The organism is Aquiluna sp. (genome assembly GCF_965064355.1).
Window position 1 is genome coordinate 1 of record NZ_CBCHRQ010000001.1, and the last position, 24,671, is coordinate 24,671.

General features: G+C 52.6%; 27 protein-coding genes and 1 tRNA gene. 12 read left to right on the forward strand and 16 right to left on the reverse strand.

All coding sequences use genetic code 11. The annotated features are described in order from the left end of the window. A partial coding sequence (locus AC128V_RS00005) for a sensor histidine kinase (protein WP_482762629.1) occupies positions 1–738 on the forward strand: 738 nt, incomplete at its 5' end. A 63-nt stretch (positions 739–801) separates the two neighbouring features. Here AC128V_RS00005 and groL read toward each other — a convergent pair. Together groL and AC128V_RS00015 are read right to left on the reverse strand one after the other, a co-directional pair. Next, positions 802–2,421, reverse strand: a complete 1,620-nt coding sequence (gene groL / locus AC128V_RS00010; RefSeq protein ID WP_482762630.1) for a chaperonin GroEL — start codon at positions 2,419–2,421, stop codon at positions 802–804. A gap of 148 nt (positions 2,422–2,569) precedes the next feature. Continuing rightward, a complete protein-coding gene (locus AC128V_RS00015) occupies positions 2,570–2,770 on the reverse strand; it encodes a cold-shock protein (protein ID WP_482762631.1) in 201 nt (66 codons plus the stop codon). Positions 2,771–2,945: 175 nt separating this feature from the next. Here AC128V_RS00015 and msrB point away from each other — a divergent pair, with 175 nt between their 5' ends. Genes msrB through AC128V_RS00030 form a run of 3 tightly spaced genes read left to right on the forward strand, consistent with a single transcriptional unit; the run spans position 2,946 to position 4,266 of the window. Further along, complete coding sequence (gene msrB, locus AC128V_RS00020; protein WP_482762632.1) at positions 2,946–3,347, forward strand: peptide-methionine (R)-S-oxide reductase MsrB; 402 nt, start codon at positions 2,946–2,948, stop codon at positions 3,345–3,347. 9 nt (positions 3,348–3,356) lie between these two features. Next, complete coding sequence (locus AC128V_RS00025; RefSeq protein WP_482762633.1) at positions 3,357–3,530, forward strand: hypothetical protein; 174 nt, start codon at positions 3,357–3,359, stop codon at positions 3,528–3,530. 4 nt (positions 3,531–3,534) lie between these two features. Continuing rightward, on the forward strand, positions 3,535–4,266 hold the full coding sequence (locus AC128V_RS00030; RefSeq protein WP_482762634.1) for a DUF554 domain-containing protein: 732 nt from the start codon (positions 3,535–3,537) through the stop codon (positions 4,264–4,266). Here the strand turns inward: AC128V_RS00030 and AC128V_RS00035 are convergent. After that, positions 4,250–5,644: an aspartate ammonia-lyase gene (locus AC128V_RS00035; protein ID WP_482762635.1), complete on the reverse strand. Its 1,395-nt coding sequence runs from the start codon at positions 5,642–5,644 to the stop codon at positions 4,250–4,252. The genes AC128V_RS00030 and AC128V_RS00035 overlap by 17 nt on opposite strands. A gap of 146 nt (positions 5,645–5,790) precedes the next feature. Then, positions 5,791–5,863: transfer RNA gene (locus AC128V_RS00040), tRNA-Thr, on the reverse strand. Between the two features lie 205 nt (positions 5,864–6,068). Between AC128V_RS00040 and AC128V_RS00045 the strand changes: the two genes are divergently transcribed. Next, the gene (locus AC128V_RS00045; protein ID WP_482762636.1) at positions 6,069–6,488 is read left to right on the forward strand and encodes a hypothetical protein; all 420 of its coding nucleotides are present in this window, start codon (positions 6,069–6,071) and stop codon (positions 6,486–6,488) included. Positions 6,489–6,535: 47 nt separating this feature from the next. On the opposite strand, the gene AC128V_RS00050 is transcribed toward AC128V_RS00045, so the two are convergent. Then, on the reverse strand, positions 6,536–7,387 hold the full coding sequence (locus tag AC128V_RS00050; RefSeq protein WP_482762637.1) for a DsbA family protein: 852 nt from the start codon (positions 7,385–7,387) through the stop codon (positions 6,536–6,538). 146 nt (positions 7,388–7,533) lie between these two features. Between AC128V_RS00050 and AC128V_RS00055 the strand changes: the two genes are divergently transcribed. Both AC128V_RS00055 and AC128V_RS00060 read left to right on the forward strand, forming a co-directional pair. Beyond that, complete coding sequence (locus tag AC128V_RS00055; RefSeq protein WP_482762638.1) at positions 7,534–8,607, forward strand: ABC transporter ATP-binding protein; 1,074 nt, start codon at positions 7,534–7,536, stop codon at positions 8,605–8,607. 6 nt (positions 8,608–8,613) lie between these two features. After that, positions 8,614–9,927: a DUF4032 domain-containing protein gene (locus tag AC128V_RS00060; protein WP_482762639.1), complete on the forward strand. Its 1,314-nt coding sequence runs from the start codon at positions 8,614–8,616 to the stop codon at positions 9,925–9,927. On the opposite strand, the gene rlmB is transcribed toward AC128V_RS00060, so the two are convergent. Genes rlmB through AC128V_RS00080 form a run of 4 tightly spaced genes read right to left on the reverse strand, consistent with a single transcriptional unit; the run spans position 9,924 to position 13,975 of the window. After that, on the reverse strand, positions 9,924–10,910 hold the full coding sequence (gene rlmB / locus AC128V_RS00065; protein WP_482762640.1) for a 23S rRNA (guanosine(2251)-2'-O)-methyltransferase RlmB: 987 nt from the start codon (positions 10,908–10,910) through the stop codon (positions 9,924–9,926). The two genes, AC128V_RS00060 and rlmB, sit on opposite strands and share 4 nt — an antisense overlap. Next, the gene (gene cysS, locus AC128V_RS00070) at positions 10,910–12,313 is read right to left on the reverse strand and encodes a cysteine--tRNA ligase (protein WP_482762641.1); all 1,404 of its coding nucleotides are present in this window, start codon (positions 12,311–12,313) and stop codon (positions 10,910–10,912) included. Before cysS ends, rlmB begins: the two co-directional genes overlap by 1 nt. Positions 12,314–12,316: 3 nt before the next feature. Beyond that, positions 12,317–13,438 carry a 2-C-methyl-D-erythritol 4-phosphate cytidylyltransferase gene (gene ispD, locus AC128V_RS00075; protein ID WP_482762642.1) on the reverse strand — a complete coding sequence of 374 codons (1,122 nt, stop codon included), beginning with the start codon at positions 13,436–13,438 and terminating at the stop codon, positions 12,317–12,319. Positions 13,439–13,441: 3 nt separating this feature from the next. Beyond that, entirely contained in the window at positions 13,442–13,975 is a 534-nt protein-coding gene (locus AC128V_RS00080) for a CarD family transcriptional regulator (protein ID WP_482762643.1), read from the reverse strand. Positions 13,976–14,046: 71 nt separating this feature from the next. Here AC128V_RS00080 and AC128V_RS00085 point away from each other — a divergent pair, with 71 nt between their 5' ends. After that, positions 14,047–14,541 (forward strand): hypothetical protein, encoded by a 495-nt coding sequence (locus tag AC128V_RS00085; protein ID WP_482762644.1) that lies wholly within the window; start codon positions 14,047–14,049, stop codon positions 14,539–14,541. Here AC128V_RS00085 and AC128V_RS00090 read toward each other — a convergent pair. Together AC128V_RS00090 and AC128V_RS00095 are read right to left on the reverse strand one after the other, a co-directional pair. Next, a complete protein-coding gene (locus AC128V_RS00090; protein WP_482762645.1) occupies positions 14,538–15,218 on the reverse strand; it encodes a response regulator in 681 nt (226 codons plus the stop codon). The two genes, AC128V_RS00085 and AC128V_RS00090, sit on opposite strands and share 4 nt — an antisense overlap. Further along, positions 15,215–16,279, reverse strand: a complete 1,065-nt coding sequence (locus AC128V_RS00095; protein ID WP_482762646.1) for a sensor histidine kinase — start codon at positions 16,277–16,279, stop codon at positions 15,215–15,217. The genes AC128V_RS00090 and AC128V_RS00095 overlap by 4 nt, the downstream gene beginning before the upstream one ends. Positions 16,280–16,457: 178 nt before the next feature. Between AC128V_RS00095 and phoU the strand changes: the two genes are divergently transcribed. Continuing rightward, entirely contained in the window at positions 16,458–17,102 is a 645-nt protein-coding gene (gene phoU / locus AC128V_RS00100; protein WP_482762647.1) for a phosphate signaling complex protein PhoU, read from the forward strand. Between the two features lie 7 nt (positions 17,103–17,109). Here the strand turns inward: phoU and AC128V_RS00105 are convergent, their stop codons facing one another. The 5 genes from AC128V_RS00105 to AC128V_RS00125 all read right to left on the reverse strand — a co-directional run bounded on the left by AC128V_RS00105 (position 17,110) and on the right by AC128V_RS00125 (position 20,846). Next, on the reverse strand, positions 17,110–17,856 hold the full coding sequence (locus AC128V_RS00105) for a phosphoglyceromutase (RefSeq protein ID WP_482762648.1): 747 nt from the start codon (positions 17,854–17,856) through the stop codon (positions 17,110–17,112). A gap of 10 nt (positions 17,857–17,866) precedes the next feature. Further along, complete coding sequence (locus AC128V_RS00110; protein ID WP_482762649.1) at positions 17,867–18,928, reverse strand: FUSC family protein; 1,062 nt, start codon at positions 18,926–18,928, stop codon at positions 17,867–17,869. Beyond that, positions 18,925–19,887, reverse strand: coding sequence for a CAF17-like 4Fe-4S cluster assembly/insertion protein YgfZ (gene ygfZ / locus AC128V_RS00115; protein ID WP_482762650.1), 963 nt, complete (start codon positions 19,885–19,887; stop codon positions 18,925–18,927). The genes AC128V_RS00110 and ygfZ overlap by 4 nt, the downstream gene beginning before the upstream one ends. Further along, positions 19,880–20,470, reverse strand: coding sequence for a heme-binding beta-barrel domain-containing protein (locus tag AC128V_RS00120; RefSeq protein ID WP_482762651.1), 591 nt, complete (start codon positions 20,468–20,470; stop codon positions 19,880–19,882). Before AC128V_RS00120 ends, ygfZ begins: the two co-directional genes overlap by 8 nt. Before the next feature lie 121 nt (positions 20,471–20,591). After that, entirely contained in the window at positions 20,592–20,846 is a 255-nt protein-coding gene (locus AC128V_RS00125) for a hypothetical protein (RefSeq protein WP_482762652.1), read from the reverse strand. A 65-nt stretch (positions 20,847–20,911) separates the two neighbouring features. Here AC128V_RS00125 and AC128V_RS00130 point away from each other — a divergent pair, with 65 nt between their 5' ends. The 3 genes from AC128V_RS00130 to AC128V_RS00140 are packed head-to-tail and all read left to right on the forward strand — an operon-like array spanning position 20,912 to position 24,660. Continuing rightward, positions 20,912–21,574 (forward strand): winged helix-turn-helix transcriptional regulator, encoded by a 663-nt coding sequence (locus AC128V_RS00130; RefSeq protein WP_482762653.1) that lies wholly within the window; start codon positions 20,912–20,914, stop codon positions 21,572–21,574. A 39-nt stretch (positions 21,575–21,613) separates the two neighbouring features. Then, positions 21,614–23,725: an RNA degradosome polyphosphate kinase gene (locus tag AC128V_RS00135; RefSeq protein ID WP_482762654.1), complete on the forward strand. Its 2,112-nt coding sequence runs from the start codon at positions 21,614–21,616 to the stop codon at positions 23,723–23,725. Next, positions 23,725–24,660, forward strand: coding sequence for an NUDIX hydrolase (locus AC128V_RS00140; protein WP_482762655.1), 936 nt, complete (start codon positions 23,725–23,727; stop codon positions 24,658–24,660). The genes AC128V_RS00135 and AC128V_RS00140 overlap by 1 nt, the downstream gene beginning before the upstream one ends. Positions 24,661–24,671: the final 11 nt, after the last annotated feature.

Here is a 24,671-nt window from a genome sequence, read left to right on the forward strand (position 1 = left end):
AACAACGCCCTAAACAGCATGTTGGATTCGATCGAGTCTGCAGTGAAAGGCAAAGACAAGACCCTGGAGCAGATGAGGCGCTTTGTTTCAGATGCCAGTCATGAGCTAAGAACCCCGCTTGTGACAGTCCGAGGCTATGCCGAGCTTTATCGCATGGGAGCCATCAAGAAACCGAAGGACGTCGCTGAGGCGATGGAACGAATCGAGTCAGAAGCGATCCGGATGTCCGGTTTGGTGGAGTCGCTGCTGACCTTGACCCGCATGGACGAACTAGGGCAGCTCACCAAACAAAAGGTGGCTCTGGAATCCATAGCAACGCCGGTGATCAAAGATGCCTCGGTTGCCAATCCAGATGTGAAGTTTGAACTCGAAGATCAGACCAAAAACCTGGAGGTCGAACTCGATGCCGACCGCATCAAACAGGTTTTGACCAACCTGGTTGCAAATGCCTCTCGCTTTGCCCCTACGGGATCCACCGTCGCAGTATTGGTAGCCAGGGTTGATAAGAACATCAAAGTTTCGGTTATTGACAGCGGTGATGGCATACCTGAGCCGCTTCAGGAAAAGGTGTTTGATCGCTTCTATCGAGCTGACAATTCAAGAAACCGAGAGACCGGTGGCTCAGGCCTGGGACTCGCGATTGCAAGGTCAATAATCAATGCTCACGGCGGAACAATCTGGACAGAAGCTACCCCGGGCGGTGGAGCCACCTTTAGCTTCGAGATTCCAATCTCCTAAAGCGAAAAACTTAAAGAAAAAAGCCGGGGTGATTACCACCCCGGCTTTTTTGTACTTACTTCTTTAGAAGTCCATTCCCGCACCAGCGTCGCCAGCAGGAGCCGAAGCAGGCTCTGGGCGCTCGGCCACAACGGCCTCGGTGGTTAGGAATAGACCTGCGATGGAAGCTGCATTCTGCAGTGCAGAGCGAGTTACCTTCACTGGGTCGTTGATACCGGCCTTGAGCATGTCTACATACTCACCGGTAGCGGCGTTTAGACCGTGACCGTCTGGCAGGTTGGAAACCTTCTCAGCAACTACACCAGGCTCAAGACCTGCGTTTAGCGCAATCTGCTTTAGTGGCGCAGAGATTGCAACCGCCACGATGCGAGCACCGGTAGCTTCGTCACCAGTTAGGTTTAGGTCCTTGAACGCAACCTTGCCAGCCTGAAGCAGTGCAACACCACCACCGGCGACGATGCCTTCTTCAACCGCTGCCTTTGCGTTACGAACTGCGTCCTCAATGCGGTGCTTGCGCTCCTTAAGTTCAACCTCAGTTGCAGCACCCGCCTTGATCACAGCTACACCACCGGCTAGCTTGGCTAGACGCTCCTGTAGCTTCTCGCGGTCGTAGTCAGAGTCAGTGTTGGTGATCTCGCGACGAATCTGCTCAACGCGACCCTTGATCTGGTCAGAGTCACCAGCACCCTCAACGATGGTGGTCTCGTCCTTGGTGATTACCACCTTGCGAGCGCGTCCCAGCATTGCAAGCTCGGTGTTCTCAAGCTTCAGGCCAACCTCTTCGGCGATAACCTGTCCACCGGTCAAGATTGCGATGTCCTGCAACATAGCCTTACGACGGTCACCAAAGCCTGGAGCCTTTACAGCAACAGACTTGAAGATGCCACGGATCTTGTTTACAACCAAGGTTGCAAGGGCTTCGCCCTCGATGTCCTCAGCAATGATTAGCAGTGGCTTTCCGGCCTGCATAACCTTGTCAACAATTGGAAGCAGGTCCTTCATGTTGGAGATCTTGTTGTTGGCGATCAGGATGTAAGCATCCTCCAGGATTGCCTCCTGGCGCTCTGGGTCGCTCACCATGTAGGCAGAAACGTAACCCTTGTCAAAGCGCATACCCTCGGTTAGCTCAAGCTGGATACCGAAAGTGTTTGACTCCTCAACGGTTACAACACCTTCCTTACCAACCTTGTCGATTGCCTCGGCGATGATCTCACCGATGACTGAGTCACCAGCAGAGATCGAAGCGGTAGCAGCAATCTGCTCCTTGGTCTCAACTGGAACTGCCATCTTTAGCAGAGCTTCGGTGACAGCGGCAGAAGCCTTGTCGATACCGCGCTTTAGCGAGATTGGGTCTGCACCAGCAGCCACGTTGCGAAGGCCCTCTTTTACTAGCGCCTGGGCTAGCACGGTTGCGGTGGTGGTTCCATCACCGGCAACGTCGTCGGTCTTCTTAGCAACTTCCTTTACTAGCTCCGCGCCAATTCGCTCTAGCGGGTCGCTTAGCTCAATCTCCTTGGCGATCGAAACACCATCGTTGGTGATGGTTGGGGCGCCCCACTTCTTCTCTAGAACGACGTTGCGTCCACGAGGTCCAAGGGTCACCTTTACGGTGTCAGCCAGAATGTTTAGTCCGCGCTCTAGTCCGCGACGAGCGTCTTCGTTGAAGTGAATGATTTTTGCCATTTGGGTTTCTCCCGATTGCAGTTAAAAGTTTTGGTTTAGCACTCGGCATAGTTGAGTGCTAATACATTTTTAGCACTCTCAGGACCAGAGTGCAAGTGAAAGGCCGATGTGCTTTCGCACATCGGCCTGACTTGAGATCTTTGTTCTATTAGAGGACGTTGACGTTCTCGGCCTGAGGGCCTTTGTCACCGGTCTTTACGTCGAACTCGACTCGCTGGTTTTCCTTCAATTCGCGGTAACCATCGGTCTGAATAGCGGAGAAGTGTACGAATACGTCTGGACCGCCGTCCTGAGTGATGAAACCAAAACCCTTTTCAGAGTTGAACCACTTTACGGTTCCTTGTGCCATGTTGATGCTCCTGATGCAATTCCGGCATTCGAGTACTTCACGAATGCATCGGGCTTCAACCTAGGTCCCACTCCGACATCCCAACTTTACGCACTTAAGGGTGAAAAGCAAAGGAATTGAATAACCTATTTTTTGTGTTACTAAAGGGTTATAAAGCTAATTAGCGAAAGTTGAATTGATGTACGAGGTCTATAAAACTGACGAGCAGTGGAAATCTGAGCTCAATGAGTTCGAATATCACGTGCTGCGCATGGCCGGTACCGAGCGTGCTTACACCGGTGAACTACTAGATGAGAAGCGTGCTGGTAGCTACCACTGCCGCGGTTGCGATGCGTTTTTGTTTGAGGCTGACACCAAGTTTGACTCGCACTGCGGTTGGCCAAGCTTCTATAAGCCACAGGACAACGACGCCATTGAATACATCGAAGATCGTGCCCACGGAATGGTTAGAACCGAAGTTCGCTGTAAGAAGTGTGGCGGTCACCTAGGTCACGTCTTCGAAGATGCCCCACAAACTCCAACCGGAGATCGCTACTGCATCAACTCTGTGAGCATCACCTTCAAGCCTGCTCAGTAGAGTTGAGGCATGGCTAAAGTTTCTGCAGGAACCGGTTCAATTTACGCTTTTGGTTTTATTGGAGCGGTTATCTACTACATCTCCACGGCAACTGACTTCTGGATGGGTTTGCTTGGATTTCTGAAGGCCCTGGTCTGGCCAGCCTTCCTGGTCTACGAACTACTTAGCTCACTAGGCGCATAGTCCTTTGGGCACGCTCATCAATGTTCTTGCCATAGTCGTTGGCTCGGCAATCGGCGTGCTTTTGGGAAATCGACTTCCCGAGAAGATGAGCCGCACCCTCACCGACGCAATGGGACTCATCGTTCTAGTTATTGGTGCACTCAACCTTGCAGATCTAGGTGATGAGGCCTTTGCAAAAGCAACCGGCGTCTTCCCGACCATCCTGGTGGTGCTCGCAGCATTGCTGCTTGGAGGCGTAACCGGGTCGCTTCTCAAGATTGAAGAGCGGCTCGAGCAGTTTGGAGTTTGGCTTCAAGCCAAGACCAAAGGCAAGGGTGACAAAGACCAATTTATTCAGGGCTTTGTCAATGCAGCGCTGCTTTTCACCATTGGCCCAATGGCAGTGCTTGGTGCATTGCAAGATGGGCTGGGTCAAGGTTTTGAAATTCTGGCGCTCAAGTCAACCCTCGACGGTTTTACCTCAGTAGCCTTCTCGGCAACCATGGGCTGGGGAGTTGCATTTTCTGCAATTCCGGTTGGACTCTGGCAAGGGTTGCTGACGATTCTCTCTGCAAGCGTTGGAGATGTGCTCTCTCAGGCGGCCGTCGCGTCTATCACTGCAACCGGAGGCATTTTGCTTTTAGGAACAGGATTGCGAGTGCTCAAGATTCGAATGGTGTCGGTAGCGGATCTACTACCGGCTCTAATCTTTGCTCCGCTAATTACTTTGGTTTTGGCAACTAGCCTCGGCCAGTAATTCGATCAACATCTCCCAAGATGGCATCAAACTCTTCCTCAGTCATCAACCCCAATTGACTGGCTGATTGCTTCACCGAGAGCCTGTGTTCTTGGGCGTGCTTGGCAATTAGCGAAGCTGCTTCGTAGCCAAGAGTTGGAGCCAGGGCAGTAACTAAGCCAATTGAGTTCTCGACTGTGAATTTGAGGAACTCGACATTTGCGGTAATGCCATCGATGCAAAAGTCAGCCAGGATCTGGCAGGCCTTGCGCAGGTAAACCAGATTCATCATCAAAGACCTGGCAATAATCGGTTCGAAAGCATTTAGCTGCAGCTGTCCAGCCTCAGAAGCCATTGTGACTGTTATGTCATTACCAATTACCTGGAAAGCAATCTGGTTCACCGCCTCAGGGATAACCGGATTTACCTTGCCTGGCATGATCGAAGAACCGGCCTGCCTGGCAGGCAGGTTGATCTCACCAAAGCCAGCCCTTGGGCCAGAAGAGAGCAGCCTTAGGTCATTTGAGATCTTTGACAACTTGGTGGCAAGACGCTTGAGGACGCTGGAGGTAGAGACAAAGACACCGGTGTCGCTGGTTGCCTCAATTAGGTTCTCGGCCAACCTAAATGGGTGCTCACAGAGCTCGCTCAAGATATCCACCACCAACTCGGCATAGCCGTCCGGGGTATTGAGGCGAGTTCCAATAGCGGTGCCACCGAGGTTTAGTTCACTCAGTAGCGGAATGACCTCCCTGAGGCGACTTTGATCTTCGCCGAGTGTCAAAGACCATGCGGTGAATTCCTGACCCAAAGTCATTGGCACGGCATCCTGCAGCTGAGTGCGACCCATCTTGAGGATGTCCTTGAACTCCAAGGCTTTTCTGTCAATTGCCTTGCGCAAGTGCTCAACCTGCTTGATAAGTGCCAAGCTCTCAATGATTAGCGAAACCTTGATAGCGGTTGGGTAAACGTCATTGGTGGACTGAGATGCATTCACGTGATTCAGTGGGTGAATCTCGTCGTATTCACCCTTTTGAAAACCGGCAATTTCAAGAGCACGGTTTGCAATCACTTCATTGGCATTCATATTCGTTGAGGTTCCAGCACCACCTTGAATGGCGTCTACCGCAAACTCGGCATCCCAGAGCCCATCGCGCACCTCAATTGATGCCTTAATGATCGGATCGGCCAGCTCTTGGGTAATAACACCAAGCTTTAGGTTGGCTTTAGCGGAGGCTTCCTTGATAAAGCCGAGTCCGCGCACCAAAGAACGGTAGTGCCCAATCGGGACTCCGGTAATTGGAAAGTTTTCAATAGCTCTAAGGGTATGAATACCCCAGTAAGCGTTGGCGGGGATTTCGCGCTCCCCTAAAAGATCGTGCTCTAACCTCGTTGTCATCACGGTGTCTAGTATCTCGCATAACGCGAGCAATCCCTCGGTGCCGAGCTGTTAGGCGATTAGTACTAAATGAAGTTCGCGATGATTGCACCCATCGCAGCTAGAGAAACGATGTCCTGACCAACCTCAAGGATCTGGGCCTCTAGAGCCGACCACGGGACTCGAACCCGTAACCCCCGCATTACAAGTACGGTGCGCTACCAATTGCGCCAGGTCGGCAACCGCCTAAATACTAATGGACTCAAGGGTTCATCGGGGAGCGCTGCTTACGGTATCTCACGTTGTTGTTGGAATGGCCAGCAAAATTAGTGACTGATGCTTCGAACTTATTGAATTTAAGCCTTTGTGGAATTTACCGATTACTGGAGAGGGAGCAATGGTGTCGCCGCTGCTCTCTACTAACCTCTGTGAGTAGGAGGGAACCATGAAGAGAATCTCATTAGTTGCAGTGATCTTGCTTTTGGCTGGGTGCTCTGCGAGCGAAACCACAATCACAACACTAAGTCAGGCAAGCAAAGCATTAGAAACAGCAGGTTTTGATTGCCCAAACCCCTCGCAGGGAACGGTGGATAACATCGCCTGGATAGAGTGCGAGACGGAAGGAATTGACGGGGCAATTAGCCTTGGCTTTTCGCCAACCAAGGAGCTTTTCCAAAGTTCCATGGCAGAGCCATGTGCTAGCTCCGGTGAAGACCCTTCGGTAGTCGAGAAGCTTCTGGTAGGAGAGACCTGGATTTTGGTTCTTTCTGGCGAACAGGCTGTATTCCAGAATCTAGACGAGGCAAAGAGTGCCCTCGGAGGACAAGTCTTCACGCTTTCTGAGTACTGCGCCACAATCAGCTAGTGATTAACGGCACCCACCCGAACCGAGTGGTTGCCGGCCAGAATCCTTTACTCGGCGCTCGCAGTCTGCACGAACTGAGCAAAGAACTCAGGGGAAACTAGCTCGTCTCCGGTCGCCCAGGTGAACTTGGCGCCGTTGACCAACACGGTTGGGGTGCCAGTTACCGTAACGCCCTGCTGAGGGGTGTTTAGCACCTTCTGGGTGCGCTGTTCTATGTAATCGGCGAAGCTCTTGTTTTGGATGCAGCCCTTGACCTCGTCAGTGCCGGCACCTGACTGCTGCGCGACTTTGTAAAGCTCGTTGTCATCAAGACCTTCCTGGCCTTCGGCAGGCTGGTTGATCATGAGGTTTGAGTGCATGTCGAAGTAGCTGTCTGGCTCAAAGTTTGCAACGCAGAAGGCTGCGTTTGCTGCTCTCGAGGAGTACTCGTTTAGCGATGCACGGTCTAGGAAGGATATTGGACGAATCTCAACCGTTGCTGCACCGGTGTCAACCCAGGAGCGAATTTGTGCGGAGTTTGGCAGATCAAACGCCTGGCAGATTGGACACTGGTAGTCAACATAAACAACGATTTCCGGGGCCTTGGTCTCTGAGGCCTCTGGGGTAGGGGTCTTGTCTGCGGTGAAAGCCTGCAGACCAACGCCGATCTTTAGGCCACCAAGCTCAGTTAGGTTTTTTGGGACATCGTCAACAACTGGCGCAGCCACCCGGTTAGCGGCTTCAATGGCGATAACTGCCGCCACACCACCAACGATTCCCAAGGCGACAAGAACAACTGAAAGCTGAATTACTAGCTTTGAGCGCTTGGCCTTTTTCTGGTTCTGCTCGCGAAGTGCCTTTGCCTTCTGGCGGGCTGCGTCACGCTGCTCTGAGCGAGTTTGCTTGTGGTTCGAAGTCATTGGTTCCTACCTTGGTTCGGTATCAGCTTGGTTACGAAGTCGTATAAGTGTATCCGAGGTGCGATACTTAACCAGTTGCCTCAATTGGGGGCAGCATCCATTCACGAAGGATCGTCCGGCACGTACCGCCGGTGGAGGAGAAAATCATGGCATCAGTGTCATTTCGCAATGCAACCCGCACTTACCCAGGTGGGACCAAGCCAGCAGTAGACAATTTGAACCTAGAGGTTAGAGACGGCGAGTTTCTAGTTCTAGTAGGTCCTTCTGGCTGTGGAAAATCAACTTCGCTGCGCATGCTTGCCGGCCTAGAAGAAGTAAACGAAGGTGGCATCTACATTGGTGACCGCGAGGTTACCGACGTACCACCTAAAGACCGCGACATCGCAATGGTTTTCCAGAACTACGCTCTGTACCCACACATGACCGTGGCGGAGAACATGGGATTCGCCCTAAAGATTGCTGGCGTTAACAAAGAAGAGCGCGCAGCGCGCGTTCTAGAGGCAGCCAAGCTACTAGACCTAGAGCCATACCTAAACCGCAAGCCAAAGGCACTTTCTGGTGGTCAGCGTCAGCGTGTGGCCATGGGCCGCGCGATCGTTCGCCAGCCACAGGTATTCCTAATGGATGAGCCACTATCTAACTTGGACGCAAAGCTTCGTGTTCAGACCCGCACCCAGATTGCATCGCTTCAGCGTCGCTTGGGTGTAACCACTGTTTACGTTACCCACGACCAGGTTGAGGCCATGACCATGGGTGACCGCGTAGCTGTTCTAAAGGACGGACTACTGCAGCAGGTCGACACTCCTCGTAACCTTTACGACCGCCCATCCAACGTGTTCGTAGCAGGATTCATCGGCTCCCCAGCCATGAACCTAATCCAGCTACCAATCATCGACGGTGGAGTTCAGTTTGGTGACTCGGTGCTTCCAATTGACCGCGACATCCTCTCCAAGGCATCTGGTAACCGCGTAACCGTTGGTATCCGCCCAGAGAAGCTATCGCCTTCAGCTCACGGACTAGAGGTAGATGTCGACGTAGTTGAAGAGCTAGGTTCGGACGGCTACCTATACGGTCGCGTTCACCTAGATGGCCAAGAGCACAACGTGGTTGTTCGCGTTGACCCAATTGACCACCCACGCGCTGGAGACAAGATTCACCTGCACGCAGACGCTTCAGCTGTTCACGTCTTTGACGCAGAGAGCGGCGAGCGCCTTAACTAAGGCCCAATGCCAAATCAACTAAACATTACGGCTGCCACGGCAGAACCAGCACTGCTGGATCTGCCGTGGCATTTGCCGTTGGAGGATTGGCCCAAAGAGAACATCGTGGCTTTGCCGAAGGGGTTGTCGCGTCACACCGTTCGATTTGCCCACCTTGGCGAGCATGTAATCGCCATTAAAGAGACACTGTTCGAACTTGCAAAGCGTGAATATGACATGCTCCGCAAATTGGAAAAGCTAGACATTCCATGCGTTGAGCCATTTGCCATCATCAATAACCGAACCGATGAAAACGGCGAAGAGCTGCCTGCGGTGTTGATCACCCGTCACTTAAAATTCTCACTCCCCTACCGTGCAATGTGGTCGCAGGGACTCAGGGAGCAAACCGCTAAGCGCCTCGTCGATGCACTCGCACTGCTATTGGTTCGATTACACCTGGTTGGATTTTTCTGGGGAGACGTTTCGCTTTCCAACACTTTGTTTAGAAGAGATGCGGGAAAATTCGCTGCCTACCTGGTGGACGCCGAAACCGGCCAGCTCTATGACTCAAGGCTCTCCAATGGCCAGCGTGAGAATGATCTAGAGATCGCACGCGTAAACATCGCCGGTGAACTAATGGACCTGATTGCCTCCGGCAAAGCAGCCTCCGAGATCGATGCCAACCAAATCAGCCAGCGCATCGTGGATATGTATCACGAACTCTGGAAAGAGCTAACGGCCACCGAAGTTTTCGACGCCACCGAACGCTGGAGAATCTCTCGTCGCGTTCAGCGCTTGAATGAGCTTGGTTTTGACATCGAAGAGCTAGGCATGAGCCAAGAGCAAGGTGGCACCGCGGTGCGGATTCAGCCAAAGGTGGTTGATGCCGGCCACCACGCCAGAAGACTTTTGTTGCTCACTGGTTTGGATGTTGAAGAGAACCAAGCCCGAAGGCTGCTAAATGATATCGATGAGTATCGGCTTGCTCATAAGCGCCCTGGAGCAGATGAGGAAGTGCTTGCTCACGAGTGGCTCAGCGAAGTTTATGAACCGGTAATTGCAGCGATCCCAAGCGAATACACCGGCAAGTTAGAACCGGCCGAGGTCTTCCACGAGGTGCTGGAGCACCGCTGGTATATGTCCGAAAATGCTGGAGGTGACGTATCGCTTTTGGAATCGGTGCGCAGCTACGTTTCCGAGGTGCTCTCGAAGCGTCGCGATGAAGAATCCCTAATTGGTTCCCCTACCACCGAGAACATTACGCTGGCCGAAGCTGTCCCCTCTGGACTCATCGTCGTCGAAGACGATAATGAAGAAGGCGACTGGAGAGATCGAGTCTAAGAGCGCATACTCGAGATCTGATAGAGCGCAACAGATGCCGCAATACCTGCGTTTAGTGACTCTGTTGCCGCGGTAATAGGAATCGAAACCACCTGATCGCAGTTCTCCTGAACCAGGCGAGATAGTCCCTTACCCTCCGAGCCAACCACTACCAAAAGTGGCTTGTCCGCCAAGGTGAATTCCGGAAGCATCACATCGCCATCGCCATCAAGACCAATCACGAATACACCACGCGCCTTGTATTCCTTGATGGTCTGATTCAAATTCGAAGCAAGTGCAACCGGCATACGGGCGGCAGCACCGGCGCTGGTCTTCCAAGCCGCCGCAGTCACTCCAACGCTTCGACGCTGCGGCAGGACAACACCGTGACCGCCAAAGGCGGCGATCGAGCGAATAATCGCACCTAGGTTTCTAGGGTCGGTAACACCATCAAGAGCCACCAGGAGTGGCAGGTGACCGGTTGATAGTGCTCTATCCAGAAGTTCCATTGGGTGTTTGTAGTCATAAGGCGGAACCTGCAGAGCAATTCCCTGGTGGACGCTGTCACCACCGGTCATGCGGTCTATCTCTGCGCGAGTAACTTCAGAAAATGGAATACCGCGACCAGTGGCGATTGCGATTGATTCCTTAACGCGGTCATCCATCTCAATGCGCTGAGCAATAAACAATGCAGTGGCTGGGATCTTGGCCTTTAGCGCCTCAACCACCGAGTTACGGCCAGAGAGCACCTCGCCGGAGATGGCGCGAGCGCCCATTCCAGAGCGACCAGCAACGAACTCACCCTTGCGGCTAGTTCTTGCCTCGGTCTTTGGCTTGACTCCTGCAGCTGCTGCCTTCTTGGCCTTGTATGCCTTGTGGTAGGGACGATCTTCCGCCTTTGGGGTTGGGCCGCGACCCTCAAGTGCCTGACGGCCGTGACCGCCGGTGCCCTTGACGGCACCCTTTTTACCCTTGGCCGCTCCGGGCCTTCCAATTTTTGCCATTAGCTCAGACTCCAGTGTGTTTGGTTTTGTGAATCCGATAGCTCAATGGAACTTGCGGAAAGTTGTTCTCTAATTCGATCTGCGGTTGCGTAGTCTTTGGCATCGCGAGCTCGATCACGCTCGGCAATTAGTGCCTGGACCAGAGAATCAAGAGCTTGGTGCTCGCGAGAAACCTGAGACTGCCACTGGGTTGGTGCCAACCCTAAAATCTCAAGCATCAAATTGACCTGGTCGCGCTTTTCGGCAGCCTCACGAAGTCTTTGCTCATCCAGATCAGAGTTACCGGAGCGAACCAGTTCGTGAACCACCGCAAGGGCAGCCGGCACGTTAAAGTCATCGTTCATCTCGGTGGCAAACTCAGCAGGGATAGCCACATCAGCACCCTGCTCGCTAAAACGAGTTGGTGCTAGCTCACGCGCTGCGCGCTCTAAGAAGCCCAAGATTCTGCCAAGGGCAGCATCTGCTTCTTCCAAGACCGATGGCTGGTAATCCAAAACCGAGCGGTAGTGGGCGGAACTTAGGTAGTAGCGAACCGTTTGCGCGCTAGCAAGGGCGAATAGATCGCTTGAGTAAACCGAGTTACCAAGTGACTTACTCATCTTCTGACCGGCTACCGTGACCAGTCCGTTGTGCACCCAGTAGTTGGCAAAGCCTTGACCGGCAGCCGATGACTGAGCTAATTCGTTTTCATGGTGTGGAAACCGTAGATCCAATCCGCCGCCGTGGATATCAAAGTTTTCACCAAGGTAGTGACTTGCCATCGCTGAGCACTCGATGTGCCACCCAGGGCGTCCAGGGCCAAAAGCGGAATCCCAGGAGGCAGTATCCGGCTCAGCTGACTTTGCGGCTTTCCAAAGTGCGAAGTCCTGAGCGCGCTTTTTGTCCGAGGTGGCTTCTTGAGACTCCATGTCTTCTGGCGACTGATTGGTTAGCTCGCCGTACCCAGGCCAGCTGGCAGTGTCGAAGTAAACATTGCTTGAGCCATCAAGGGCTCGATAGGCGTGACCGCGTTCGATCAAAGTTTCAATTAGCTTCAGCATCTGAGGAATGTGCCCAGTGGCACGCGGCTCATAAGAAGGTGCGCCGATGCCCAATCTTCTAAAATCAGATGCGAATAGAAGTTCATTGGCGTAGGCCAACGACCACCAGTTTTGGTTTTGCTCAACTGCTTTTTCAAGCACCTTGTCATCGATGTCGGTGACATTTCGAACCAGCGTGACCTCTAGTCCAAGGTGGGTGAGCCACCTTGTCATCACGTCATAGGCAAGCGCTGATCGCAGGTGTCCGATGTGTGCTGAAGACTGCACGGTTGGTCCGCAAACGTAGATTCCAACCCGACCGGCAGTTATGGGAGTAAAGTCCCGCAACGCCTGCGTTCTGGTGTCAAAAATCTTCATGTCCAAAGCCTAACCAAGCACCTTCAACAACGCCGTTGCAACCGCTGCAACTCCCCTAGAATCCGACAGGAACCCAAGCCCATCAGTGGTGGTTGCACCAACCGAAACTTTGGCTCCGACAACCTCACTCAAGCGCGCTTCTAGTTCGCTTCGCTTAGGTCCAATCTTTGGCTTATCTGCAATCACCTGGACCGCAACGTTCTCAACCGAGAACCCCCTGGCCGCAATTAGCTTGAGAGTTTCGGAGATAAAAACTTCCCCGCTGGCACCTGCAAACTCCGGGCGGTCGACACCAAAGTTAGATCCGATATCCCCAAGACCGGCAGCAGACAGCATGGCATCCACAATTGCGTGAGCAATCGAGTCGCCATCGGAGTGACCTTCGAGTTTTGGAAGCTGGGGCCAAACTAGGCAGCCAAGGACCAGCTCACCGGCGTCTGAGAACTTGTGCGCATCGGTGCCAATGCCGGTGGCACGTTGAGCAAAGTCTTGTCTTGCGCGATCCAGATCAGAATTGGTAGTGAGCTTGAAAGCATTTACCTCACCCGGGACCGATCTAACTGAAAACCCCATGGCTTGCATCAAAGCGGCATCGTCGGTGAACTCGGAAGAGGCTTCGGCTAGTGCGCTTTTCAGAGCAGCAGTCTTGAAGCCCTGCGGCGTTTGAGAAAGTCGCAAGGTGCTGCGGTCCTCGGTTCCAACTACATCACTACCCGACACCCGCTTCACAGTGTCGGAGACCGGAACCACCGGAACCACTACGTCGGAATTTGAAAGTTCTGCGGCAACCGCTTCAAATAGTGCTGGAGATGCGAAGCAGCGTGCGGCATCGTGAATCAAAACCAATTCCGTTTTAACTAGCGCAAGCCCATTTGCAACCGAGCCCTGCCTAGATGTTCCGCCCTTGGCAATAGAAAATTCGCCCTGGTAAACAGTCTGAATCTGCGATTGAAACTCATCGACGTGGTCTTCGTGAGCAACCACGACCAACTGGCTGGGGTTAAATTTTTGGATTGCTTCCAGTGCGTGGGAAAGTAGTGACTTACCGCCAACTGCAACCAGGGCCTTTGGAATACCAGCACCGAGTCGCTCGCCGTTGCCGGCGGCAACTAGAACCACCGCAACGTTCATGATTTAGCTAGCCAATACCTTGTCTAGCTCAGCCGAAGCCTTGACCTCGTCAACCTTGCGAGCAAGTGCCAGTTCAGAAATCAAAATCTGTCGTGCTTTAGCCAACATGCGCTTTTCACCGGCTGAAAGACCGCGATCCTGGTCGCGACGCCATAGGTCTCGAACCACCTCGGAAACCTTTACAACATCGCCCGAGGCTAGCTTCTCGAGGTTTGCCTTGTAACGACGAGACCAGTTGGTTGGCTCCTCCACGAACTCTGCGCGCAGCACGTCAAATACCTGCTGAACACCCTTTTTATCGATGACATCGCGAACGCCGACTTCGGTGACGCTGTCCTCTGGAACTTGAATGATTAGTTCTTGGCTTGGGCGATCAGGAGACGCCTCGGAACCAGACTCGAGCTTTGAACCCTGAACGACAACGCGAAGGGTTAGATACTTCTTGGTTATTCCGCGAATGTTCTTTTCGGAAACTTCGATAATTTCAGCAGCTCCGTGGTGAGGGTAGACAACGGTTTCGCCAACTTCAAACTTCATTCGCTTCTTTCGGCTCCAAAACCCAGAGTTTACCACAGATGGGCACTAATTCCTAGGCTAGACTTGGCCCAATGCGTCCTTTGGAGAGCTTCGTGAACGTAAAGAAAATTACTTCTTTGACCCTTGTGGCCCTGGCCAGCCTGTCGTTGGCAGGCTGCTCTCTATCGGGCAATGTGGAATCGCTTAAGCCTTACGCTCCAAGCGACGGTGTTCAGGTTGACGCACAGTCTCTAAAGGCCCGCAATGTTTTGCTTATTCAGGGCGAAAGCGGCAGAGCAGTTTTGATTGGTTCCTTCGTGAACTCATCTCAAGAAGACCTAGTGGGCTCTGTCCAGACCAAGGACTCTGCCGGCCAGGACATCCGAGTTGAGTTTGCGGTAAAGGCTGGAACCAAGTTTGACATTGGTTACAACGGCACCGAGCCAATCACTTTCCAGCTAGATGGCAACCCAGGGCAAGTTCACGACGTTGCAGTATCCGGTGGTGGAGACCCGTTTGTACTGAATGTTCCAGTGATGGATGGATCACTTTTGGAATACCGCGAATACGCGGAATCCCTGAACTAAATCTCGAACTTGTAACCCAAGCCACGAACCGTCATTAGGTGACGTGGTCGAGCAGGATCTTCTTCAATCTTTGAACGAATTCGCTTTACGTGGACATCCAAGGTCTTGGTGTCACCAAAGTAGTTTGAACCCCACACCCGGTCGATGATTTGACCACGGGTTAGCACGCGGTTGACGTTCTCCATCAAAAGCTCTAGAAGTTCAAATTCCTTCAGCGGCATTTGAATCTTTTCGCCATTTACGGTGACCACGTGGCGTTCGATGTCCATAACCACCGGCCCTGCCTTCAAAAGACCATGCTCGGCAGCCTGAGGTTCTGCTCCGCGGCGCAATACCGCCTTCATGCGAGCAAGTAGCTCTCTGGTGGAGTAAGGCTTGGTGACATAGTCGTCGGCACCGATTTCTAGGCCAACAACCTTGTCGATCTCAGTGTCTTTTGCAGTCACCATGATCACTGGCACTCTGCTCTCGGCCCTAATTGCTCGGCAAACCTCGTTGCCCGAAAGACCGGGAAGCATTAGGTCCAAAAGCACAATATCGGCACCGTGAGTGCGGAAGCTGTCCAAAGCGGCAAGACCATCTTCGGCTTCGATGACGTCGTATCCCTCGCGTTGCAAAAGGAACACCAGTGGCTCTCTTAGGTTTATTTCATCTTCAACTACAAGTACGCGGGTCATGGCATCTCCTGGGTGTCAATTGGCAGTCGAAGGGTGAAAGTTGATCCAACGCCGGGTTGGGAAAATAGTCTTACCTCGCCACCGTGGTTAGCGGCGACGTGCTTGACGATCGAGAGTCCCAGACCGGTGCCACCGGTCTCGCGAGAACGGGATGGGTCTACGCGATAGAAGCGCTCAAAGATTCGCTTCTGGTCACTCTCGGAAATTCCTAAGCCCGAATCTGTAACTGCGATTTCTGCAACCCCGTCAACGACCTTGAGTCCGATACCCACCTGGCTTGCTGGATTTGAGTAAACAATCGCGTTCTCAATCAGGTTTCTAACCGCTGTGACAAGCATTTCGTAGTCACCCATGACAACCGTGCCTGCCTCGGCAGACGAGACAACTCGAATATTGCGCTGTTCTGCGATCAAGAGGTTTCTGTCCACGGCATCTGTAATGACAGCAGCTAGGTCAACCTCGGTTGAATTTTCGCCAACTCTGGCACCTTGAACCTTGGAGAGCTGAATCAACTCCTGAACCAAATTCGCCAGTCGCTGGCTTTCTTTTTGCATCGATTCGGCAAACTTCTTGACCATCTCGGAGTCGTCAGTGGCACCCTGAATTGCCTCGGCCAATAACCCAATAGCTCCAATTGGAGTCTTGAGCTCATGAGAAACATTTGCCACGAAGTCTCGTCTGGTGTCCTCTAACTGCTTGGACTCGGTGCGGTCATCGACCAGCAGCATTACGTATTCGCCACCGAATTGGGCTGCTCTTGCCTCAACCCATACCTTCTCTCGACGAAGGCCGGTTTCCAATAGCAATTCCTGTTGGACAGCGCCCGAGGTCTTCTTAGCCTGCTCAACCAGTTTGACCAAGTTGGAGTGAATGAGTCGGCGGTTTTGAACCAGACCTAATTGGATCGCACCTGGAGATGCTCGAAGAACTGAGTTGTTTAGATCCAGCACCACCCCAGCGGTTGCCATAACATCCACTACCTGAGCGGCGATACTTTGGAAAGCATCAAAGTCTCTGGTGTCTTCTTCTTTTTGAGCGCGACGAGATGCTAGGAACCCCATGGGCCACCCGCTTTCTCCATCGCCAGATGTTTACTAGGTTAACAGTTTCTTCCAACAGTAAGAGTATGGGAACTTTAAGCTCTGGCTCGGCAAGTTTGCTTTTGATTGGTTAGGAATTAACCTTGAGTTAGCTCGGAGTTGAAAAACTCTGACCCTACACAGATTTCGAGGTATCAAGATGCACGGTATTTTTCAAAATGAATTGGCAGATGTCCAGTCTCGACTAATCGGTCTTGCGGAAAACGCGCAGTCGATCATGGATAAAGCATCGCGAGCGTTCCTAAACTCTGATGTCACTTTGGCAGATGAGGCTCTCGCCCTAGCCGGAACCAATGAGACCAAGGCTCTTGACCTTGATGAGCTAGTAATCAAGGTTTTGTCGACCCAGAGCCCAGTTGCTCGCGACTTGAGAATTCTGGTTTCAGCACTTCGCATGTCTGCATCGCTTGAGCGAATGGGATCGCTTTCCTCTCACGTCGCAGCGATTGCCCGCTACCGCTATCCAGGTAGCGCAATTCCAACCTCACTGAGACAGACCTTCGAGGATATGGCTCGCATTGACCTAGAACTTATAGGCAAAGCAATCAAGCTTTTGCAGAACACCGATTTGGATTTGGTTCGCGAGATTCAGGCTCGTGACGAGGCCGTTGACCGCCTACACCGCAAGGTGTTCGATGTTGTTCTAAGCCCAGAGTGGAAAGAGAATGCCATGTACACCGTTGACGTGACATTGGCTTCTCGCTACTTCGAGCGATTCGCAGACCACGTCGTAGACATTTCCTCAAAGGTCAGCTTCTTGCAGACCGGCGAGTGGCAAGACTAAGTAGTTTTTACTTCTTACCCTGGTTAGCTACCGCTGCAGCACCTGCGGCAGCTGCCTCAGGGTCAAGGTATTCCCCACCACGAGTAAGCGGCTTGAGGTTCTGATCCAACTTGTAAAGAAGTGGTATGCCGGTTGGGATATTGAGCTCTGCAATTTCCTCGTCGCTAACGCCATCAAGGTGCTTCACCAGTGCGCGCAAAGAGTTACCGTGTGCGGTCACCAAAACGGTCTTGCCGGCCTTCAGGGAACCAGAAATGTCTGACTCCCAGTAAGGCATCATTCGAACTAGAACATCCTTTAGGCACTCGGTGCGAGGCACGTTGTCACCTAGGTCTGCATATCTTGCATCCCCAACCTGAGAGTATTTATTGTCATCCTCAATTGCTGGAGGAGGAACATCGAAGCTTCTGCGCCAAGTCTGGAACAGGTCAGCGCCATACTTTTCTAGAGTCTCTGCCTTGTCCAAGCCTTGAAGTGAACCGTAGTGACGCTCGTTTAGCCGCCAGTTGCGCAAGGTTGGAATCCAATTGCGGTCAATTTGGTCCAATGCGATGTGTGCGGTATTTATGGCACGCTTTAGCATCGAGGTGTAAAGCACATCTGGAGTTAGTCCCGACTCACCCAATAGCTCTCCTGCGCGCTTAGCCTCTTCGCGACCTTGGTCGCTTAGGTCAACATCCACCCATCCGGTGAATAGGTTTTTCTGGTTCCAAACGCTGTTGCCGTGGCGAAGCAAAATTAGGTTGTAAGTCATGACCCCAAGTTTAGTCAACTTGGGGAAGCAGCCTTCGAGCCTGGTCGGCCTCGACCCCTGCGGCAATTGCCAAATCCACAACCATTGGCCTGATTTGCATAAACACCACCTGGTCGCTCAAACCTGCATCGCCAATGGTCTTTGGATCTAGCTGTCGAATCAGCTTCGACAAATACTTCTGCGCCTTAGCGCGCAGCGAGAAGTCGTCAAGACTCTGCTCCAAAAGGTCAACCGCAATCAAAGTTTTTGCAATTACGGCCGCAAGTTCCGGTCTTGGTTTTTGATCCTCAAGTAAAAAGTCAATTCGCCTGGTTATCACTCGAAGGTTTCTGGTTGCAAGATCAAGCCCTAGGAAAAGAACTCTCTGGTCGGCAATCTCTTTTTGAGCCCAGCGGTAAAAAGGTGAGACCTTTGCAATTGCAGCTGCCGACTCGAGAGAGCTGCGCCAGTTATCCACCAGCGGCTGAGTTTGACGAATGTTTTCAAGCGCAATATCTGCGGTTGCCTTGTCGGATGTGAGTAGAACCTCTCTCAACTTAGCCAAAGTCTCTTTTACGGTTGCAAATAGCAACCTGGAGTCCGCTCTTGCCAATCGAATTGGATTTCTTGGCACCAGAGCGGTGAAAGCAAGAGCCACCAACCCACCAATTACGCCATCTAGCACCCTGGCAAAATCTCCACCGGTTGGGGCTTCTAATAGTTGAACCAATACCGCTTGTATTGCAACAGTGATGGCAAAAGCAGGGTTTGGAGAAATTAGTCTCGCCAACAGCAAGGCCAGCAAGATCACTGCGGTGAGCTGCAGTGCCCCAGAACCGAATAACGCCAAGCTAGATTCGCTGAGAACAACCCCCATAACCATCGCAAGTGCTGTTGTTGCTACTCGCCCAGGTCTAGTGTCACGAGCAAATCCCAGTGAGGAGATTGCAACAGTCACCGACAAAAGCGGAACCGGGTGTCCAAGTCCAAACCGAGCGATTAGGTAGGCGACTGTGGCGGCGAGCACCAACTGCATGATTTGCCACAGCGAGTCTCTGACTCGCGATAGTGCGTTGGAGATAAACCCGGTCACTTCTTACCGCTGAGCTTGAATGCACTTGGGCGAGGCAGGTTGGCTGCCTTGCCGGCATCAGCCGGCACCAGCACCCGCTGCGAGGCAGTCATATTGCAAACCTCAAGATCAAGATACGGAGTATTTCGGCTTACCAGGCCAAGAGCCAAAGAGCCAGATTCATAGTGCAGACCGCCCGCTAGAACTTTGCCGACCAGCTTGCCCTGGTAGAAAATCTCTTCGCCTGGGTTGGCTAGCGTGTCTCCGACCTCCAGGTTCAAGACCACCAAGCGACGCGGAGGGTGACCTAGGTTGTGAACCTTTGCGACGGTCTCCTGACCTCGGTAGCAACCTTTACTCATGTGCACAGCAGGTGCCAACCAGTCAAATTCGTGCGGAAGCGATCGCTCATCGACATCGGTGATCTCTGGCCTACCGGCAGCGATTCGCAACGCTTCAAAGGCGAATAGCCCAGCCTCAGCTAACTCCGGCACGACCTCAGGGGCCAGTAAATACTCCCGATACGGGAAGCTTTCAACCTGCAGGGCGTAGCGAACCGAGCCCTTAGGTTCACTATCGAAGCCATCGACCCAAACCAAATCGCTCAGTGCAAGATCCGCAAAGCATCCCCAAACCACTAGGTCGCTTTCAGTGATTACCACCTTGGAGCGAAAGCGCATTTGATTTAGCCAAAGAACAAGCGCCTGAGCTTTTTGCGCATTCACGATCAAATACAGTCCGGCCTCAGAGGCTATGACCTTGATCTGGTGCTCGATGTGGCCATTTGGGCTAAGCACCAAAGTTTCGGTTGATTCACCCAGGGTTAGGTTCTTGATGTTTTGCGAGGTAATCGAGTGCAGCCAGCTCAAAGCATCTTCACCAGTTAGCGATAGCACCTGCTGGTCAATGCGCTTTATGACTGCTTTGCCCTGAAGCAATAAGCGCTGTTCGTTTAGCGGATTACCAAAGTGCTTAGTCATGGCGCTCAAGTCGCGCGGAAGCGTGAGACTTTAGCGGCTGGCCGTGAGCGGCCATGTCCCAGGCCCACATCAGTGCACCTTCAACCAACCCGAACATGCGATGCCCTGCGGCATAGTCCTTGGCATTTGGTGAACGCAAAACCGCATCGGTTGCAATGTCAACGCGCGCGCCCTTGATGTGACCGAAGTAAAGCTCTGCCACTTGAGCTGGCTGGATGATTAGCGCTTCAATGTCGAATCCACCGCTTGAGTTTCGCCAGAGTTCAAGATCTTCGCGGACCGTTAGCAGCGGGGTGCCATCACCTGGCAGAAGTCCAGGTCCGGAATCTGATGCTGAGAATGGTCTTGATAGTGCCCAAAAGCCACGTTCATGAGAGATTGGGTTGCCCGCAAGGTCGGTGACGTCCGAGCGAAACTCCAAACGTGAACCAACCGGCATAAAGCTCATGGTTTGGCTGAATTCAATTTCTTTTACTGGTGCGTCACCAATTGGGTAACTAATTACGCCAGTGCCGCGCCAGCTACCCAGTAGGAATGTGAACGGGGTTAGCTCAATAGGAAGGTCATCGGGGATGACGAACAAATTAGCGCTGCCCCTTGAATAGCTTGAATAGAACAAGAGCTGAGACTCCGGCAATCGCCAAGGAAGCCAGCACCAACAGTCCGGTAAAGAAAATTTCTATGGCCAAAAGCATGCGATAAGTCTAACTCAGCAAAGACATAACAGTCATGGTTCCCAAGATCACAATCGTGCCGGCGGAGACGTATACCTGCTGCCTCACGGTGTCCTTAGCCCTCGAGGAAATGAGGTGCTCGATGCTCACCACCGCAATGGCTGCGGCCGCAATTGACGAAAAGACTAAAAAGCGAAAATCAAGTTCTGGGAATGTCATCGCATACAGCGAAGCTGCCAATACACCGATCCAGATCAGGATTATCTGCAGCCACTGCTTAGTCACAAAAGAACTCTATCTGTGTGGGGTGCGAATCCTCGGTATCATTTTGCAAAGCGAAGGGTGGGCCGATGGCTGTTGTTTTGGCAATCAGCCCCGCGCGCGAAAACCCACTTCCACAGCTCGAAATCCTCGGTCACCAGGTAGTGCAAATCGGCTTTGATGCATCCCAATTAGTTTCTGCACCAAGGCACGACATCACCCTGTTGGATTGCCGGACAGATTTAGCCAATGCCAAAGCTATGGCGCGCATCCTGCTTGCTGCTAGCTGGTCCAAACCTTTGGTGCTGGTGGTTACTGAAGCGTCGCTGGCTGCCGTGAATGCGGACTGGGGCCTCACGGACTTTATCTTTGATTCGGCATCCCTGGGTGAGGTAGACGTTCGAATTCGACTGGCATCTACCCTGAGCCAAAAGACAATCGAGCAGGCCGAGAATAACTCGGGTCTAAGCATCGACGAAACCAGCTACACCGCAAAGATCTCAGGTCGCACGCTGGATCTAACCTTCAAAGAGTTTGAACTTTTGCGATACCTAAACGAAAACCCAAACCGAGTGTTCACTAGAGAGCAGCTACTTAGCGAGGTATGGGGCTACGACTACTTTGGTGGCACAAGAACTGTCGATGTTCACGTCAGAAGACTCAGGGCCAAACTGGGAGAGCACGAATCTCTAATTGGAACGGTTCGAAACGTCGGTTACCGACTCGATCCGCAGGGTCACGGAAGCGAATAGTTAACCTTCCGCTAACCCAGAACTGCCAAGATAGAGAACATGTCAGAAGAGACCACATCGATTTTTCTCCCAGAGTCCCAGCCGGATTTGCCTGCGGACAGATTTCTAGACCGCGAATTGAGCTGGTTGGATTTCAACCGCAGGGTCTTGGAGCTAGCAGAAGATGAGTCGGTACCACTTTTAGAACGCGTGAACTTTCTAAGCATTTTTGCCTCCAACTTGGATGAATTCTTTATGGTTCGAGTCGCATCGCTTAAGCGCCGAATCGCAACTGGAATTGCGGTGAACTCAGCCTCGGGGCTCGATCCTCGCGACGTGCTAGCTCAAATATCAGCTAAGACCAAGGACCTTCAGGCCCGTCACGCTGCGCTATTTAGAGACAAAATTGGTCCGGAACTGGCCGTGAACGGCGTCCAGATTGAGAACTGGTCCGCCCTTGACCAACAAGAGCGTTCCGGCCTGGAGCAGTATTTCCAGGAGCAGGTGTTCCCTGTTCTCACACCGCTGGCGGTAGATCCGGCTCACCCATTTCCCTACATCTCTGGATTGTCACTAAATCTTGCTGTGGTGCTGCGCAACCCAACTAACCGCATGGAGCACTTTGCTCGCGTGAAGGTCCCGCCACTTCTACCTCGCTTTGTGCCGGTGCCAGGTTCAACCAATCGTTTTGTTCCGCTAGAAGACGTGATGGGCGCATTCCTGTCGGAGCTATTCCCGGGCATGGAGGTGCTTCAGCACCACAACTTCCGCGTCACCCGAAACGAAGACCTAGAGGTTGATGAGGATGAGGGTGAAAACCTGCTGATTCAACTCGAGAAAGAGTTGCTTCGTCGACGCTTTGGCCCTCCGGTCAGGCTCGAGGTGGCAGAGGACATCGACCAGCAGGTGCTGAACCTTTTGCAGCGCGAGTTGGATGTCGAGGCGAGCGATGTTTACCATCTTGCCGAGCCATTAGACCTCAAGAGTCTCAGCGCCATCGCGTTCATGAAGAGACCAGAGCTTCATTTTGAACCACACCAAATCACCACCAACCGTTACTTGGAATCTGATCCAGATGAAGCCGCGGACATCTTTGCGGCCATTCGCGAGCGCGAGATTTTGGTTCACCACCCATACGAAACTTTCGCAACCAGCACGCAGGCTTTTTTGGAGCAGGCTGCTGCTGATCCGCAGGTTTTGGCCATCAAGCAGACTCTCTATCGCACCAGCGGTGACTCGCCAATTGTTGATGCGCTGATTGATGCCGCAGAGGCCGGCAAGCAGGTTTTGGCTCTGGTTGAAATCAAAGCCAGATTCGATGAGCAGAACAACATCGCTTGGGCTCGCAAGCTCGAGGCGGCGGGTGTTCACGTGGTTTACGGAATCGTTGGCCTCAAGACCCACTGCAAGCTCTCCCTGGTCATTCGTCAGGAAGGCTCCACTCTCCGCCGCTACTGCCACATCGGAACTGGAAACTACAACCCTAAGACTGCCCGTTTTTATGAGGACCTTGGCCTACTAACCAGCCGCCCTGCGGTTGGTGAAGACCTCACCAAACTTTTTAACCAGCTCTCTGGACACACCCAAGCTCCGCAATACAACAGCCTTCTGGTTTCGCCAAATGGCGTCCGGCAGGGACTAACCGAGCGCATTCGTAGAGAGATTGCTCACCAGCAAGCTGGCAAGGCAGGTCGCATTCGCCTCAAGATGAACTCCCTGGTTGATGAGCAAATCATCGATGAGCTATACCGCGCATCTAAAGCTGGCGTAACAGTTGAGGTTTTGGTTCGAGGAATGTGCGCTCTTCGTCCAGGAGTGCCGGGGCTCTCCGATCACATCAAGGTTCACTCGGTACTTGGACGCTACCTCGAGCACAGCCGAATAATTGCCTTCGATAATGCAGGTGACCCAGACATCTATATCGGCAGCGCAGACATGATGCACCGCAATCTAGATCGTCGAGTCGAAGCCTTGGTCAAGATCACTCAGTCCGATCAGATTCGCCAGCTTCAGGAGATCTTCGACCTTGGCATGAGCGAATCGGTTGCGGTTTGGGAGCTCAAAGCAAACGGTGCTTGGTCACGCGAGACTCACAATGTCCTTGGCGAGAAACTGAGTGACATGCAGGATGTTTTGATGCAGCGCACGCTGGAGCGAAAGCGCAGCCGTTAGTGACAATTTATGCCGCAGGTGTTGTTTGCTGGCGTGAGCAAGACGGAAAGCTAGAAGTAGCCCTGGTGCACCGTGAGGTCTATAAGGACTGGGGATTCCCAAAGGGCAAGATCGATCCAGGTGAGCAGCTCCCCCAGACCGCGGTTCGAGAAGTTTTGGAAGAGTCCGGTTTCAAGGTTCGGCTCGGGCGAAAACTTGGAGTGATCAACTATCAAGTTGGCGAAGGGCTTGATAAAGAGGTTCACTATTGGGCCTCTAAAGTCACAGCAACAGCAATCGCTAAGCAAAAGTTTTTGCCTAACAAAGAAATTGCCAAGGTTGAGTGGGTCCCAGCCAAAGAGGCTTTGACACTTTTGAGCTACGAACACGATCAAAACCTTATGCAGCAGGTCATCCAGCTCCACAAGGCAAAAGAGCTCGAGACTAAAGCTCTGATTATCCTTAGGCACGCCAAAGCCACCGTTCGTTCCGAATGGAAGGGCGAGGAGGCCAAGCGTCCACTGTTGCCAGAGGGTAAGCAGCAGGCAACAGCCCTAATTCCGCTTATTGCGGCCTATGGCCCAAAGCGCCTGGTAACCAGCCCCTGGGTTCGATGTCACGACACAATCAATCCTTATGCGGAAAAGCGCAAGCAAAAACTTATCGAGCGTCACCAGCTCACTGAGCTTGGAAACAAAAAACGCCCGGTTCGCACCCAGGCTGTCGTACATGACCTTCTGGGCACCAGCAAATCCGGACTTATCTGCTCCCATCGCCCAGCCCTGCCAAGCATCTTGGCTCCATTTGCAGCCATGGCACCAAAAGAACTTCGCAAAGATATTGAAGCGGGGTCGACCCTGTCCCCCGCTGAGTTTTTAGTTTTGAGAATCACGCTCTCGGCTAAGCCAAAGGTGGTTGGCGTTGAGCGCTGCTCGCTTAGCGATATATCCAGCTAACAACTTAGTTA

Coding starts and splice junctions, on each gene's coding strand:
- groL (WP_482762630.1), bottom strand. CDS start 2,421: ATGGCAAAAATCATTCACTTCAACGAAGACGCTCGTCGCGGACTAGAG.
- AC128V_RS00015 (WP_482762631.1), bottom strand. CDS start 2,770: ATGGCACAAGGAACCGTAAAGTGGTTCAACTCTGAAAAGGGTTTTGGT.
- AC128V_RS00025 (WP_482762633.1), top strand. CDS start 3,357: ATGGCTAAAGTTTCTGCAGGAACCGGTTCAATTTACGCTTTTGGTTTT.
- AC128V_RS00035 (WP_482762635.1), bottom strand. CDS start 5,644: ATGACAACGAGGTTAGAGCACGATCTTTTAGGGGAGCGCGAAATCCCC.
- AC128V_RS00045 (WP_482762636.1), top strand. CDS start 6,069: ATGAAGAGAATCTCATTAGTTGCAGTGATCTTGCTTTTGGCTGGGTGC.
- AC128V_RS00050 (WP_482762637.1), bottom strand. CDS start 7,387: ATGACTTCGAACCACAAGCAAACTCGCTCAGAGCAGCGTGACGCAGCC.
- AC128V_RS00055 (WP_482762638.1), top strand. CDS start 7,534: ATGGCATCAGTGTCATTTCGCAATGCAACCCGCACTTACCCAGGTGGG.
- AC128V_RS00060 (WP_482762639.1), top strand. CDS start 8,614: ATGCCAAATCAACTAAACATTACGGCTGCCACGGCAGAACCAGCACTG.
- rlmB (WP_482762640.1), bottom strand. CDS start 10,910: ATGGCAAAAATTGGAAGGCCCGGAGCGGCCAAGGGTAAAAAGGGTGCC.
- ispD (WP_482762642.1), bottom strand. CDS start 13,438: ATGAACGTTGCGGTGGTTCTAGTTGCCGCCGGCAACGGCGAGCGACTC.
- AC128V_RS00080 (WP_482762643.1), bottom strand. CDS start 13,975: ATGAAGTTTGAAGTTGGCGAAACCGTTGTCTACCCTCACCACGGAGCT.
- AC128V_RS00085 (WP_482762644.1), top strand. CDS start 14,047: ATGCGTCCTTTGGAGAGCTTCGTGAACGTAAAGAAAATTACTTCTTTG.
- AC128V_RS00090 (WP_482762645.1), bottom strand. CDS start 15,218: ATGACCCGCGTACTTGTAGTTGAAGATGAAATAAACCTAAGAGAGCCA.
- AC128V_RS00095 (WP_482762646.1), bottom strand. CDS start 16,279: ATGGGGTTCCTAGCATCTCGTCGCGCTCAAAAAGAAGAAGACACCAGA.
- phoU (WP_482762647.1), top strand. CDS start 16,458: ATGCACGGTATTTTTCAAAATGAATTGGCAGATGTCCAGTCTCGACTA.
- AC128V_RS00105 (WP_482762648.1), bottom strand. CDS start 17,856: ATGACTTACAACCTAATTTTGCTTCGCCACGGCAACAGCGTTTGGAAC.
- ygfZ (WP_482762650.1), bottom strand. CDS start 19,887: ATGACTAAGCACTTTGGTAATCCGCTAAACGAACAGCGCTTATTGCTT.
- AC128V_RS00130 (WP_482762653.1), top strand. CDS start 20,912: ATGGCTGTTGTTTTGGCAATCAGCCCCGCGCGCGAAAACCCACTTCCA.
- AC128V_RS00135 (WP_482762654.1), top strand. CDS start 21,614: ATGTCAGAAGAGACCACATCGATTTTTCTCCCAGAGTCCCAGCCGGAT.